8 protein-coding genes are annotated in these 15,680 nt (G+C 45.1%); 3 read left to right on the top strand and 5 right to left on the bottom strand.

The window, feature by feature from the left end; genetic code table 11:
* Positions 1-6,419 (bottom strand): Ig-like domain-containing protein (locus A3EU_RS0122590; protein WP_156825864.1); only part of this gene is annotated, 6,419 nt, incomplete at its 3' end.
* Between the two features lie 646 nt (positions 6,420-7,065).
* Between A3EU_RS0122590 and A3EU_RS0122585 the strand changes: the two genes are divergently transcribed.
* Positions 7,066-7,824: a LytR/AlgR family response regulator transcription factor gene (locus A3EU_RS0122585; protein ID WP_020538483.1), complete on the top strand. Its 759-nt coding sequence runs from the start codon at positions 7,066-7,068 to the stop codon at positions 7,822-7,824.
* Positions 7,825-7,939: 115 nt separating this feature from the next.
* On the opposite strand, the gene A3EU_RS0122580 is transcribed toward A3EU_RS0122585, so the two are convergent.
* Complete coding sequence (locus A3EU_RS0122580) at positions 7,940-10,063, bottom strand: M56 family metallopeptidase (protein WP_425412734.1); 2,124 nt, start codon at positions 10,061-10,063, stop codon at positions 7,940-7,942.
* 2 nt (positions 10,064-10,065) lie between these two features.
* Entirely contained in the window at positions 10,066-10,455 is a 390-nt protein-coding gene (locus tag A3EU_RS0122575) for a BlaI/MecI/CopY family transcriptional regulator (protein ID WP_044086383.1), read from the bottom strand.
* Positions 10,456-10,982: 527 nt separating this feature from the next.
* On the opposite strand from A3EU_RS0122575, the gene A3EU_RS0122560 reads away from it, so the two are divergent.
* Positions 10,983-11,948 (top strand): hypothetical protein, encoded by a 966-nt coding sequence (locus A3EU_RS0122560; RefSeq protein WP_020538478.1) that lies wholly within the window; start codon positions 10,983-10,985, stop codon positions 11,946-11,948.
* Between the two features lie 72 nt (positions 11,949-12,020).
* Here A3EU_RS0122560 and A3EU_RS0122555 read toward each other — a convergent pair whose 3' ends face one another.
* Positions 12,021-12,755, bottom strand: coding sequence for a M48 family metallopeptidase (locus A3EU_RS0122555; RefSeq protein WP_169433389.1), 735 nt, complete (start codon positions 12,753-12,755; stop codon positions 12,021-12,023).
* Between the two features lie 74 nt (positions 12,756-12,829).
* The gene (gene serC / locus A3EU_RS0122550; RefSeq protein WP_026211539.1) at positions 12,830-13,909 is read right to left on the bottom strand and encodes a 3-phosphoserine/phosphohydroxythreonine transaminase; all 1,080 of its coding nucleotides are present in this window, start codon (positions 13,907-13,909) and stop codon (positions 12,830-12,832) included.
* Positions 13,910-14,186: 277 nt separating this feature from the next.
* On the opposite strand from serC, the gene A3EU_RS0122545 reads away from it, so the two are divergent.
* Positions 14,187-15,623: a tetratricopeptide repeat protein gene (locus A3EU_RS0122545; protein WP_020538475.1), complete on the top strand. Its 1,437-nt coding sequence runs from the start codon at positions 14,187-14,189 to the stop codon at positions 15,621-15,623.
* Positions 15,624-15,680 lie beyond the last annotated feature (57 nt).

Raw genomic sequence — 15,680 nt, 5'->3', positions numbered from 1 at the left:
GCGGTTAGTGTAGTGCTTTCTCCTTGGCAAATTTCTAGATCGCCAGTGATCGAAGGTGTAGGTAATGGGTTTACGTTTACACGCATTACATCGGTGCGTACACAGCCGTTTTCACTTACCGTAAGGGTATAATTGAAGGTAAATGGTGCGCTAGATGTTGGTTGCGCAATGTTTGTATTATTCAAGAAAGTGTTGGGCGACCAACTGTAGGTTGCGCCACTTGGACCACCCTGCCCGGCAGGAAGGCCTATTTGTACCGTCTCGCCAGTACAGATCGTTACATCAGGACCTGCGTTTGCAAAAACGGGTGCCGTGATGGTAATGTTATGCGTGTAGGTTTCTACACAAGTGCCACGGTTCACCGTAAGCAATGCTGTGTAAGTACCTGCGCTGGCGAAGCTTACCGTTTCGCTCGCATTAGTAGAAGTAGCTGGCGTAGCCGGGCCACTGAAACTCCAACTATAAGTTGCACCTGCCACCGCAGGGTTGGCAACAAACAATACGCCTTCCTGCGCACATACGCTCGCGACAGCATCAATGCCTGAGATGAAGGCAGGGTCAACAGTGATCGTCACTTGATCCGTAGAGGTACAACCATTTTCATCAACAGCAGTGACCGTGTATGTCGTGGTCGTCGTTGGTGATACACTTACGCTGGCTCCGTTTAGGTTGCCGGGCATCCAGGTGTAAGTGATCGTGCCGGTGCCTTCTTCTGACGTAGCCGTTAGGAAAGTGGCAGTTCCTTCACAAATGGTGGTATTGGCACTGGCTGTTACTACCGGGCCTAGTTCCTGAACGATGGTGGCGTTAGCGATATCTACTGGACATTCGTTATTGCCCCAGCGTACCCAAAGATCGTAGGTTCCAATAGCGAGATTACTCACTGTGAAGCTTCCGACATTATCATTGGTAGTATGAGGGTAGGTGCTTCCTCCATCGATACTAAATTCTATTCCCGTACGGCTACTTTCATCAGGAAACACAAAGGTGATGGTACCATTTGCCCCTCCACAAGTGGCATTGGTTGCCGTGCTGGTTACTTGCGGGATAGCCAAAACATTGACTGTTACCTGGTCTGTAGAAGAACAGCCCAACTCATCTGTAACGGAAACAGTATAAACGGTCGTAGCAGCAGGACTTACATTGATACTTGCGACAGTTTGTCCGGGAGGGTCCCAACTATAAGCAAGGATTCCTGTACCTCCATTTCCAGAAGCAGTAAGCGTCGTCGATTCATTAAGACACATGGTAACATTATCACTTGCTACTACCGTTGGTGGCGTAACAGGATCAAGGGTTACCGTTACCGGGCCAGCTGGGCAGCGGTTGCCCGTATAGCTTATTTCTACATTGTAGGTTCCTGCACCGAGGTTGGTGAAATTATTCCCGAACTGCCAGGTTCCGCCATTGATCCGGTAACGTAATACGCCAGAACCTCCCGTTGCATTGACGGTAATTGTACCGTTTTCTGTACCATTACAAGAGGTAGGCTGTACAACATCAACACTATTAATAACGGGCTGTACAAGTACCGAGATGGTAACGCTTGCCTCTGTAGCACAACCGGCAGCATTGGTCACGGTTACCATATATGTAGTTGTGCTAGCAGGCGTAACTGTAATTGCAGGAGTGGTAGCACTATTGCCATTAGCTCCCCATAAGTAACTTACCCCACCGCTGGCAGTGAGTGTGGTCGATTCACCAGCACATATCTCCAATGAAGCTGCTACAACTACAGGCGTAGGCGCATCATTGGCAACAATACTAGTTTCGTCGGTACAGCCATTAACATCTGTGACTGTTACCGTAAATGTTTCTGCACCTGATGGAAAAACCGTAATACTGGCAGTATTAGCACCTGTATTCCATGCATAATCACCGCCCATACCAGCGCCACTGGCCGTAAGGGTCGTACTTTCGTCTTCGCAAACGAGTGGGTCACCTGTAAGAGAGGCCGTAGGATTGTCGTTGACGATGACCGTTGCGCTGGCTGTGTTACTACAACCATTGTCATCTGTAACAGTCACTGTATAAGTAGCCGTATTGGCAGGATTGACGGTAATGTTCTCCGTTGTTTCGTTATTGCTCCAAACGTAGCTTACTCCGCCACTGGCAGTAAGTGTTGTACTTTCGCCTTGGCAAATTTCCAAATCGCCTGTGATTCCGGCTACCGGTAGAGGGTTAACGGTCAGCGTTACTGGTACACGACTGGTCGTTGTACAACTACTGGAAACATTACGCCCTTCGGCATAGTAGGTACCAGCAGAAGGAGGCGTAAAACTTAATGATCCTGCCAACAAGAGGCTCCCTCCAGTAGCAGCATCATACCAATCAACGGTATTTGCCCCCAAAAGGCCTTGCGAAGGAATCGTTGCAGTGAACGCAGGAATAGGATCACTGGCACAGATTACCGCAGGATTGGCACTCGTGATTACGGGATCATGAATATTCGGACAGAAACAACTTGGCGCGGTTACATCAATTGTAACCTGACAGTTGGTAGTATTATTTATTGCCGTAAGGAGTAGGTTGTCATCTATATTCACACCATTAATAGCGTAATTACCATTTCCGTTATCGACTACTGTTCCGCTTGACGCGATTAAGGTCTGTGCATTTGTTATGTTAACGTCTACATCGTACGTAGTAAACAGATTTAAAGGATTACAATCACTGTTTACAACTGTAATGGTTGGTACAGCATTGACTGTAATGGTTACAGTATTCGTAACATCGTTTCCACAGCCATTATTAGCGTATGCTCTCCGGCGAAACTCCGTAGTTACTGATATTAATCCGGGGTCATAACTTTGCACATTAGAGTTAGAAATATCAGCCCAGCTGCCTCCCGAAGGTCTTGACTGCCAACGATAAGATGGGGTAATATTATTACCAGAGGTAGCAATCGGAGTGCCTTCAATTTGTATTGGATCAAAAGGCCCACAATTGGTTTGATCACCACTGATAGTACCATAATCTATGATACGGTCATTGACCACTACGGCTACGGAAGCAGTACCCGTACAGCCTGTACTATTTGATGCCGTTACGTTGAAAGTCGTCGAGACCGTTGGTGTTGTTACTTTTACTGCGCCGTTGCCCAATCCGCTGTCCCACTGATAAGTATAGGTACTTTGCCCATCTACTGGAGCCGCCGTAAGCGTTACTGGAGTGTTTTCACAAACCTCATTATCTGAAACCGTCGCAGTTATTGATGGGTAATCTGCTACCGTAAAGGTGATCATATTGGAAGTGGCATCCTGACAACCAAAACCAGGGCAAGAATACATGGCCTGGTACTGGTAAGTGCCCGCTGTAAGCGTAGCATCAGTATTAAGCGTAGCCCCGGCAGTCGTCAGTGTAGTCCAAGTACCAGAAGTGCCAGCACGAAACTGCCAAATAACACTTTCACAATCAATACCACCACCTGCTACAGCAGTAAGGGTACTTGAGGCCCCGGCACACACATCTGCATCATCGATACTGATGCTGATTTCTGGATCATCCAGGATAGTAACATCAATGGTAGTGCTGGCTATACAGCCGTTGGCATCGGTAGTCGTAACACTATAAGTACCAGAGTGAAGAGAGGTTACACTATTAGAAATGACGGCATCACCACTGGTATTAGTATAACCATTCGGCCCTGTCCACTGGTAGCTGGACATGCCATTGGGATTGACAGACAGTGCAAGGTACTCCCCTTCACAGAGAATCACAGAGCAGTCTTCTTCTACAAACCAGGCACCGTTGTGGTAGCTTTCGCAAATTAAATTCACTGCATCGTTGACGGTGATCGTTACGATATTTGAAGCAGTGTTGGAACATTCTCCTGTAGTCGCTAACCGACGATACTGGGTCGTTGCCGCCAAGGTGCCAGGGTTATAATTTTGTCCGGTTGCACCAGAAATATTTATCCAAGTACCACTGGTACCTGCCCGAGATTGCCACTGATAACTGACAGACAGATCAGAAACGGCTGCTGTTCCTGTAATATTTGCGGGATCAAAAGCCCCACAATTGGTTTGGTCACTACCAATAGTACCGGGGTCAAAGTCTACACAATCCACACATTCTTTTTCTACCAACACAAGGCCAGCTACCACATAAGATTGACCATTCTGATTTGTAGAAACCGGACAAGAACTACTGCTACCTGTCGGCGATTCTACCTCGATGGAAACCGTAGTGATGTTGCCAGGAACATTGTTCAGTGTAAGCTGTGGCACAGCCAAACAACAATAGCCGTATACAGCATCGGGTTGGTAAATCTGCTGAGTAGTTGTAACGCTACCTGCCGTAGCGGTAATGTTTAAAACTCGGCAGTCTAATGTCATTTCAGAGATCGGCAAATCAATAACCAAATCCCGGGCGGTATAATCCTCCGGGAAAGAAATATCAAAAGTAAAACTATCGTGGTAGCCACTGCGCGAAGTATAGGTACCTGAGTTGGCATTACCAGCTGCTACATTTCGGAAAGCATAGACGACGATGGATTGGAGTTGGTTTTCGTTCGTATAATCTCTGTAAGTCAATTGAGAGGTAGAACCGAGTGCTAGGCCACGATATATCTTTACGTTTGAACTGGTACCTGGAGGTGTGTAACGCTGGAGGGTATAAAAATTACCACTGTCATCTTCAATGGTAACAGAGCTGCCTGGATTCGAACCTTTATATACGATTTCAATAGCATATTGATAGACGTTGCTAGAGTTAGGGATACTTACAACAGATACTTCGTCTCCATTGGTACCCGCCCCGTAGAAATCGACCCTGACACCATCTTCACAGGTAAAAGACCAATCGTTAGGTTCAGGAAGATCCAGTCCATCAACAATTTGAAAAGTAATCGTTTCCGTATCACAACTGCCGCCATTGCCGTTACTTTCGCTATATGCAGTAGCTTGTATCGTATAAGTACCCACACCAATAGACCAGGGGGCAGTACCATTTGGGTAATCATACGAAGCCACATTCTCTGTTGCCGTACCACTATCACTACCACTAATATTAAAAACAACACTACCAATAGTACCAGAAGTAAAGGCCGTAAGTCGGAAAGAAGAGGGAAGGTCATCAACGTTAATTACGGCGCCATTGGTCAAGGTAACATCGCTACCACTGCTAATTGCATCCAAAGCAAACCCGGTAATATCACCTGAATTATCATCACTGATAGTGAAATTAAAAGGTCCGGTGTTACAAGTACCATTACTGTTTTGGATATAAATATAATGGCTGCCTACGCTTAGGTCAGTAAAGGTACTATTTGATTGCCAGGCACCGCCATCAATACTGTATTCGTAAGTACCTATTCCTCCGTCAGCAGTAACGGTCACAGAAGCACCTACACCACACACGGCATCAGTGGTAGAAAGGGAAGCTGTGAGCTCACAAGCCTGTTCGCAAGTGTACTCCAAGAAAGGTTGTAAATTGGGGTTATCAGGAATATAGGTCACCAATCGCTCATGGGCACCTGTCAGATTGGAAGAAGTGACGGCAGCAATCGCACTTGAACAAAGCGTATTACAATTATCGATAGTCCCCGTAATGTACCATATAGCCTGGCTGATCGTCGTATAATTATAGCCAAGGCTTTCACCATTACAAAATATCCAGTTAATGCGTTCTCCTTGCAGGGCTGTATAACCTGCATTGGTAGCTCCTACTACTCTGGTGAAAGTTACTTCCCCATACTGATAACCCATACCAGGAGTTGGCTCCGTCAGGTTAAAATCGGCACAAAATACGCGTACAGAGGTTCCAATATTACAGTTGTCATCTACATAAGAGATACAGCCTTGGTAATCGTCATCAGTATAGATATACGTATTAGACGATACCTCCGAGAGATTAATAGTAATCGTTTGGTTATCACAATTAGTATAATTAACGGTACCACTGCCACAGTTCCCTGTACCACCTCCTCCGCTACAGGAAATGTTGCCAAAATCAAAATTACCATTACACCAAAGCCATTCTGTATCACCACAGCCCGTTCGTGTAGCACTTGTTTCTGTTTGATAAGTGGTTCCGTCTACTTCGATATAGTTAACATAAATGTTCTTGTCACAGCCACCGCTCGTTGTGCCATCGTTTGTGAATGCTACTTGTATCTGCTGGCCATTATTAAAACCTGTATAAGAGTAGCTCGTCTCTGTGGTCGTGAGCGTAAAGGTCTGCACAGTGATTCCATCTATGATCAATTGCATTGATTCTGATCCACAGTTTCCTCTTGCGCGAATGGTAACAGTACAACTGACACTTGTTTCACTGTTATTTCCAATAGACATATTATCTGATTCGAAACCAGTACGCTCTATAATATCCCCATTACTTGTCCTTCCATCTAGCGTAGATGCTGACAGAAGCAGTATAGAAAAGCACAGCGTTTTAACGATTGAGTAGCAATGACTCATATACAAAGTGTTGTTTGTGTTTGTGGGTCGTCCTTAGACAAAGCATCGGGACATAGCAGTAGCTATTGTCCGTTAATACCTTGACAAAAAAATCAAAAACAGGTAGTAGATTAACAGGTTATCCGAAGATTTCCTTTTTAATTAGCTCTCTGAAAATGGCGGGCATTTTCGATTTCAAACAGGGGGGGAATTGTAAACAGTGATTGTTTACGTAAATTCACTAAAGAAAGATGCGTAAACAAGTAACCGTTTGAAGGGGGAAGGAACTTAATTCTGTGTGATATGAAACGTAATTAACACAAAAATAGATCAAAACAAAGACGCCTCAATCTACTGCATGCAACAAAAAGCAAAAAATGTGACATAAGAAAAAGCACACAAAACTAAATATAGTTAATAACTTCACTTATACATATAAAACAAAAAAATACTTTTTTAAAACTTTTATCACCTTAAAACATACATTCATTCTAAATACTCTAATAAATGAAATGAATTCACACACTTTCATCCCAACACTATAAAGTGACAAAAATTACATTGTCGAAATGATGTTATTTTGCAAAAAAGACACAATAAGGGTATCTTTTTGTGCAAAAACTTTACCTATAGAATACTTTCACCATCCCCTGAACGACTCAATTTTATGAAAATCCTATTAATTGAAGATGAATTCCCCGCTTATAAGCGCTTACAAAAACTGCTAGAGTTACAGCTCCCTGATGCCCATATCAGCGAACAGATTGAGAGTATATCGGGCGCCTTGAAATACCTTTTAAACAACCCTGCCCCTGCCCTTATTTTTATGGATATTCAACTTGCAGATGGCTTAAGTTTTTCTATTTTTGAACAATCTGAAATTCAAAGTCCGGTGATCTTCACCACTGCTTTTGATCAATATGCGCTGAAAGCTTTTAAAGTCCATAGTATTGATTACTTGCTAAAGCCAATTGAAGAGGATGCTCTAGCGGAAGCCATAAATAAGTATAAAAAGTACTACCAAACAAAGAACCAACTGCCGGCGCAAGCGCTCCAACAGTTGGTTCAACAAATGCAGCGCCCGGCCTACCGGGAACGCTTTTTAGTTAAGATCGGCAATTCATTGAGCTACCTCAGCATCAACGATATTGCCTACTTCTATTCTGACCAAAGCCTCGTTTTTGCTAAAAAAAGCAACGGTAAACAGCACCATGTAGATACTACGCTAGATCAGCTGGAAAAAGAACTCGATCCTGCTAACTTCTTCAGAATTAGTCGAAAAATCATTGTTCATTTGGACGCAATCAGAAAGATAGACCCCTATTTCAATGGGCGGCTTCTTCTATCACTACTCCCTGAAACGGATTTACAAGCAACCGTAAGCAGAGACCGAGTCAATGATTTCAAGGCCTGGCTGGATCGATGAAAGGATTCTCTGGCATTTTTTGTGTTTGGAGTCAATCGAAAACAAAAATCATGCTCCTTGTCAGTCGCTTACGACTTTTGCTTTAGTTTGACCACAAAAAATGTCAGAGAAGATATTAGTTATCCTTACGGTTGATACTGATGCTAGAACCGTCTCCAAAAGGAACGCCCGTTTGGGATTCATATAGTTCTATATAGCGCTGGCGCACATCATCTGACTGCGTTTTACCATTGACCTTAAGCCGTTTATCCGATAGCTTAAAGGTGAAGTTCTTCGCATCATCAATCAAACCATCTCTAACTAATTGACGGCTCAGCCAGTCTTCATCGTTATCGTGATGACGAAAGCCACGCACTCGTACTTCTCTCTCCATCTCTGCACGACGCTGATCCATTTCTACACGACGTTCTTCCACTTCCATGCGACGTTGTACCGCTCTCTCGCTCATTTCTGCAGCTCTTTCAATTCGCTCTTCATCGATGACAATTCGCAGCTCCTCTGCTGACTCCCGCCATTCTTCAATAGCTCGCAGTGCATCTTCAGATACCTCCTCATCTAGTTCCGACAAGCGCTCTCGCAATTCCTCCAAACGTTCGTCGTCATCAATGTCAATTTTAAACACGTTCATTGATTCAATATCCTCGGAATCGATATCAATTAAATCTCCTTCTCCTGAACCACGAATAAAGATATGGTCTTCTCCATCTTTGGTTTTGATCTCAATAAGGCCCATTTTCCTGTCTGGTGCAGACCTAAAAAAGATATCTTCATCACCACTTTCTTCTACCCAAATATGGTGAGCACCATCCTCTTCGTCTGTCTCAATAATAATGACTTCTGTTGTGCCGTCAGCGTTATGCATTCGTTGCACCTCTTTCTTCTTGATAATCACCCTTGGCGCTGGGGGTGCCGGAGGAGCAGGAGGCGCAGGGGCAGCACCTGGTGCAGGCGGCGGCGGTGGCGGCGCTGGTGCTGGTGGAGGAGGTGGTGGCGGTGGAATATTCGCCATCTTTTCTTCCACCATACTTTCGTACTTAGGGAAATCTGCTTCCGGAATAACCTCACCATTTATTTTCAGGCTGCGGATTTTTCCGTTCTTAACGGTTACATCCATGGTCTCTCCATCATCATCAATTTCCATACGAACATTCCCTTGCGGCAATGTATCGATTACAACGATAACTGGATGTTCATCACTAGTAAAAACAGTCTCTACTGGCCATGACCAGCCTGCTGTGAGGGATACTAGAAAGGCCAGTGATAAAAGGACACTGGTTACTGCAAATTTTTCTCTCATGTCGGGTTGTTTAACGGGTTGATTTAATATTCTTTGGATACGATTTAAAAGCTGACGTTTGTTTCCGCCCAATAGACCAAGGGCAAATTGGGTAGGAAGTTGGCGCTGATGCTCAGCTACCGCCAGTAATGTTTTTGCGTAGGTTAGCGAATTGCCGGTATAGTGAATGGCTAGATCATCACAACATTGTTCGCGCAACATCCGGATTTCGGTTCCCAACCACCAAATTGCCGGATGGTAATAAAAAACAGCCTCCAGGAACAGTTGAATTGAATTGAGCAGGTAATCATAGCGTTGAAGGTGAGCCAATTCATGTGCCAGGATCGCTTCAACTTCCTTCAGCGATAACTGATTAACCAATGCGACTGGTAGTAAAACCAATGGCTTCAGCTGACCTATAAGTAATGGCCCTGACACTAATTCAGACAATCTGAGTTCTACCTTACGGTGAATTTTCATCTTAGTTTTCAACACCTGAAAACGATCCTCCCATGCCGAAGGCACCGGTAGATGATGACTTTGTCGCAAACTGTTCCACCAATAATAACTGACAGACAAGCGTAGCAAAAAGAAGACCATACCTACCCACCATACCACTACGATCAATGGAAGACTAGGTGCAATAAAACTTTCTAGCTCCATCCACCAGCTGGTTGAGCTTGCAAGCGCTGGTGCCATCGGCAACAATGGCAATGCCTCTGTCAGCCCTTGGGTAGCTGGCGAACTAACCGGCAGCAAGTAGTAAAAAGTACCAATTGCGGCCACCAACTGAGCCAGTAAAGCCGTATAAGCCACATAGNACCGTTTCTTGGCAGTCCATTTGGCTCCCAGTTGCAACAAAATCTTTACAATAAGCGCCAGCAAAACCCCTTGCCATAAACTATGAAGCACTGTCCACCCCAGGGTTTCTGCAATGGGAGAGTCGAGGAATAAGGAAATCATTTTCATATATCCTTGTTTTTATCGTTCTCCATACGGTTGATCAGCGCCTTGATTTCAGCCAGTTCGTCGCCTGATGCCTGGTGCTGCCCCAAGGCTTCCATCACCAATTGGGCCGCAGAACCGCGGAATGTTTTGCTCACAAATTGCTTGAGAAGACCGCGTTTTATCGATTGTTCTTCTACCGCTGCCGCATAAATATGCGTACGGCTACTGGTATCTCGCTGTAGCAAACCTTTCTCCACCATAAGCTGCATCAACTTTAGTGTAGTCGTATAACCAATCTCTTTTTGAGTAGAAAGATTTAACAGTTCATTGATGCTGCGAACAGTGGCCGGGCCATTTGCCCATAGCACCTGTAAAATTTCCAGTTCGCCTTCCGTAGGTTTATTCATATTCCTTTTATTGCGCAAAAAATCAGTTGTTTCTTCTCTTAGGTTTTTCAAATAGCTGACACGCTTTAAATGAAACACTTTGCCAGCTTTTTTAAAAACGAAGACCCAAATTATTTTTGTGCTGTTCCTTATTGCGCAAAAAATCAGTTGTTTCTTCTCTTAGGTTTTTCAAATAGCTGGCACGCTTGAAATGAATCACTTTGCCAGCTTTTTTAAAAACGAAGACCCAAATTATTTTTGTGCTGTTTCTTATTGCGCAAAAAAACAGGGCAAATTCATGAATTCGCCCTGATGATTAACAACAGCAAGTGATTTCAAAAACTGCGAGAAAAAACCCGCAGCAACAGTCTACGAAACAATTCGTACTGCAATGATATACGAAACATTTCGTAAAAGCAAATTATCTACGAAATAATTCGTACTAAAATAGTTGCCTATTCTTAGCTTGCTCTAATTTGTAAGAGAAGTAAACCACGATATAACAACCGGAATTCTTTACCTTTACTGTTCAATCAAACGCTTACGCTATGATCCGTGGCCACTTATCCCCTATGGTTTTGCTTATTGCTTTATTAATGATGGTTGCCTGTACCGACACTGGCACTTCGAGCAGTAACAGTACAAGCTCTACACCAGAGACCTCTACCACTACACCACCTGAAGAAGATGCGCCCCCTACCCTTAGCCCGCCTGAATGCCAGATTAGCGGAGAGGTGTTAGACGGCAACCGTGTATGGATAAAATCTCCGGATGTATTAGCCGTCATCAAAGCGGACGAAAGCACAACTACCGAAGAGCTAGGCCCTAGCCACCGTATTCTGGAAATATTGGATGGTCGTAGCTGTGAGCAAAAGTTCCAAACCACACTCCCGGAAAACACTAGTCCTGACTTCCCTTACTATATTGCCGAGGTACAATACAACAGCGTCAGTAATATTATTGGCATTCAAGGCTTTTACAAGGTTATCGTCTGTGATTTGGAACAAGATTACAAACTCACGGAATTGAAACCTGAATTCTTCAGTGAGCGTGAGTACGACGACCCACAGTCTGGCATGGTACAACGCCTAGAGGTATGGGAAGACTACCTTTTGGGTTACACCCAAGATTTGGGTGCTTTTGCTTTTGACCTTAGTGACCGTAATGCGCCAAAAGCTGTTTTGCCTTTTGCCGAATGGCAAGACCCTGACAACAGCCGCTACCATTCTATGTTTCTGCTTCCTACCGAAGGTGGTGTACAAGCTATCTTACCTTTTTATGATGCAGAAGAAGATAACTTCATGCTCTACCCTCTTTTTGAGGAACCACAGCAAGTTTCCGATCAGGTAACGCAAGCTGCTCGCAACAATCAGCTACTGGTATTACGCAAGCAGGACGAAGGGCGCACACCGATCGCCATCGACCTGGGCGCACGTGATTTGGTAGACCTACCCGCCAACGTTGCCAACAAAAACACTCAGGATATCCTGAAGTGGATGCGGGCTCAACAATAGTACCCTCCATCACTACCATCGCCTACAAGGCAAATTAATGAATTTGCCTTGTAGGCGATGGTAGGTGCTAGGTTAGAAATCACAACCCGCCCCAAACTCTTTCAACCAAGCCTCCTTTTTTTCGTAATCCGGCATAGCCTTCGCTACTTCGGCCCAGAAGCGGTGCGAGTGGTTGAGTTCCACCAAATGCGCCAGCTCGTGAATGATGACGTAATCTACTACTTCCGGTGGCGCAAACAATAACCGTGTACTCAGGTTGATATTCCCCGAATTGGAGCAGGACCCCCAATTGCTATGGTTGTATTTTAGTTTCACCCCTTTGAGTGGACGCTGAAAATATTGCTCATTCAAGGCCTGTACGCGTTGAGTAATCTCGGGTAAATAATCGGCCCCTACCACTCTGCTAAGGAGCGTACGGATGGATTTGGAAAACTGCTGCTCGTCAAGATTCTTATTAAGGCGCAATACAATCTGGCCTTGCTTTAAGCTCGCTGCGCTCGTCTTGCGGTCTTCCTTACGTAATCTCAACTCGTATTGTCGATCGCCTACCCGTAGCGTATCCCCATCTTGATAATCAGCTTTTTGGTAACGCTGAAAAAGGCCCTCTTTTTTCTCGTATTGCTTCTCCAGCCACTTCGTCAACCGTTCTCGATGAGCGACTTCTTCCCCAGCGGGCAGATTGATAGGGAACCGCATAATGACGTTATCCTTCCCCATAGATGCCCGGATGCTCCGCCGCTTTTCACGAATGATCTGCACGGGCACCTCCATCGTTCCTATCTTAAGCTTGATCCACTCCTCTTTCATAAGACCAAACATACAAAATCCCGAACTTCACACAATCGTGAAATTCGAGATTTTGGCTAATTATAACGAGCACCTTACGCATGCTTCGCAGCAAAAGCCTTCATCACATCTACCAATGCCTGCACACTTTCCAGTTCCATGCTATTGTAGATGGAAGCCCGGAAACCGCCCACGGAACGATGGCCTTTAACACCATCACAGTTTGCGGCAGCCGCAGCAGCTAGAAACGCTTGCTCCAACTCAGCGTATTGATCTTGTAATACGAACGTCGCATTCATCCGCGAACGGTCGGCTGCATCCGTGACTACTCCTTTAAACATAGGGTTACGATCAATCTCATCGTAAATGAGCTTCGCCTTCGCCTCATTGCGTGGCACCATAGCTTCCACACCACCTTGAGCTTTCACCCAACGGAGGGTCAGCATACTCACATAGATAGGAAATACAGGTGGAGTATTGAAAGAAGAATCCTTATCAATATGCGTCTGGTACTTCAACATAGAAGGGATCGCACGATTTACTTTACCCAATAAATCTTTGCGTACAATCGCTAAAGTTACTCCCGCAGGGCCCATGTTCTTCTGTGCGCCGGCATAGATGATCCCAAAACGATCAATAGGTAACGGACGGCTAAAAATATCGCTCGACATATCAGCTACCAACGGCAACTTGGTCTCAGGAAACTCCTGAAACTGCGTACCAAAAATGGTGTTATTGGAAGTGATATGAACATACTTTAAATCTTCAGGAATAGCATATCCTTTAGGGATATAGCTAAAGTTGGTATCCTTACTACTCGCCAACTCCTTTACCTCTCCAAATAGTTTGGCTTCTTTAATCGCTTTGGTCGACCAAGCTCCGGTGTTGATGTAACCAGCGGCTTCATCTTCGTTCAGCAAGTTCATTGCTGACATAAAGAACTGGCTACTTGCGCCACCCGATAAGAAAAGTACTGCGTAATCGTCGCTCAGTCCCAATAGTTCACGTACCAATGAAACTGCTTCGTCCAAAACTGCAACAAAGCCCTTCGAGCGGTGAGAAATTTCCAGGATAGACAATCCGCTACCATTAAAATCACGAACGGCTTCGGCTGCTTCAGCCATTACACTAGCTGGAAGTATGGCAGGACCAGCGCTGAAATTGTGTACTTTCATATCAGGTAAATTGTTGTTATTATTCCACAAAAATAAGGTTTTTCTAATCCCATGCTATGCTTTACTCCTCGTACCTTGCCAAAATAAAGTCTAAACTACGATCCGTCTCTTTCGGCTTTTTTTACAATATTTGGGCCAGCTGCCAGATGCCCTTTCCCTAAAACAGGCGCAATCCTGATTTCTCAAAACTATTGACGGCCTTGAAAAGCTGACACCAAATTTTTATCGCCTCGCATCTACAGCTTATATTTTGGTTAATTCTTTTTAAAAAGCTGTTATGCAAAAGATCATCCTGCTTTCTTCTTTATTGATTTGTTTGAGTGCACTATTACTCACCTGTACTCCCAAAACGACAGAGACAGTCTCCACTCCTGCAACCACAGAACCGGTAAAACCTGTCAGCCCTACCCCTCCTCCAGTAGAACTTAGCCCTTGCCCAAAGTTCACCGATGCTCCTAATCAGGATGATGCAGAAACCAACTATGTGCTCTACCGCGACTTCCTCAAAGCTCAAGACTATGACGTCGCCTACGGCTACTGGAAAAAAGTCTACGCTGTAGCTCCCGCTGCCGATGGCCAGCGAAACACCGTCTTCTCGGATGGCATCTTTTTCTACGAGTATTTCCTCAGCCAAACCGGAGACCAGGCTTACGTAGATTCTATCTTTACACTTTACGATAAAATTGACGAATGCTACCCCAAAGGCGGCTACGTCATTGGCCGCAAGGCTTTTGATTATTACTATAAATACGAAGACCGCTCTACGCCACTGGAAACCTTCAACCTCTTTAAGGAATCTATAGAAATGGACGGCCTGGACGCCAATTATTTTGTAATCAACCCTTTTACGGCACTCCTTACCGAGCTACATGACTCTACACTTATTTCCGATGCCGAGGCCAAAGTCTACGCAGATCAGATACTCGCCATCATCGAACACGGGCAGAAAAATTGTAAAAATACCGAATGCGAAGCTTGGGAAATCGTAGCCGAATACGCACCGGTAAGGCTGCAATATTTCGAAACCGTCAAAGGCTTCTACGATTGTGAGTACTACAAAGAGAAATATTACCCCGCGTTTGAGGCCGATCCTGAAAACTGTGAAATTGCTCGCGAGGTATTCAGCCGTCTCAATTGGGGCGGGTGTACAGAGGGGGATGCTGCTTACGACGCCATAAAGGCCCTTCTTGATGGGCCATGCCGCTACGATACTTATGGTCCAGCAGGTGTCGGCATCAAATGTCTGCAAGAAAGTGATTACGATTGTGCCATTGAAAACCTGCTGCTCGCCGCCGAACAAGAAGAAAAAGCCGTCCGAAAATCAGAATTACTCCTTTTGGTTGCTAAAATCTACTACGTCCATAAGCGCAGTTACAGTAGTGCACGCACCTACGCCCAGCGCGCTGCCGATGCACGCAGCAACTGGGGTGAACCCTACATCCTCATCGGCCGCATGTACGCCAGCAGTGGCCCGCTTTGTGGCCCTGGCCGAGGCTGGGATAGCCAGGTAGTCGTCTGGGCTGCGATCGATATGTGGAACAAAGCCAAAAGGGTAGACGCCGATGCTGCCGCCGAAGCCAATAAATGGATCAACCAATACAGCCAGTACATGCCCAAAAAAGCCGACGTTTTCCAGCGCAACCTCAAAACCGGCGACAGCTTCTACATCGGTTGCTGGATTCAGAGGAGTACGGTTATCAGGACGGCGAATTGATGGTTGATGGTTGATGGTTGATGGTTGATGGTAAACAAACAACTTTCAACCATCAAC

This window comes from Lewinella cohaerens DSM 23179 (genome assembly GCF_000379805.1).
GTDB classification, from domain to species: Bacteria; Bacteroidota; Bacteroidia; order Chitinophagales; family Saprospiraceae; genus Lewinella; species Lewinella cohaerens.
The sequence above is the reverse complement of the archived record's forward strand: the minus strand, read 5'-3'. Positions and strand labels throughout refer to the sequence as shown.

What these genes read in the sequence shown, in the direction of transcription:
- A3EU_RS0122585 (WP_020538483.1), top strand. Translation starts at nt 7,066, where the DNA reads ATGAAAATCCTATTAATTGAAGATGAATTCCCCGCTTATAAGCGCTTA.
- A3EU_RS0122575 (WP_044086383.1), bottom strand. Translation starts at nt 10,455, where the DNA reads ATGAATAAACCTACGGAAGGCGAACTGGAAATTTTACAGGTGCTATGG.
- A3EU_RS0122560 (WP_020538478.1), top strand. Translation starts at nt 10,983, where the DNA reads ATGATCCGTGGCCACTTATCCCCTATGGTTTTGCTTATTGCTTTATTA.
- A3EU_RS0122555 (WP_169433389.1), bottom strand. Translation starts at nt 12,755, where the DNA reads ATGAAAGAGGAGTGGATCAAGCTTAAGATAGGAACGATGGAGGTGCCC.
- serC (WP_026211539.1), bottom strand. Translation starts at nt 13,909, where the DNA reads ATGAAAGTACACAATTTCAGCGCTGGTCCTGCCATACTTCCAGCTAGT.
- A3EU_RS0122545 (WP_020538475.1), top strand. Translation starts at nt 14,187, where the DNA reads ATGCAAAAGATCATCCTGCTTTCTTCTTTATTGATTTGTTTGAGTGCA.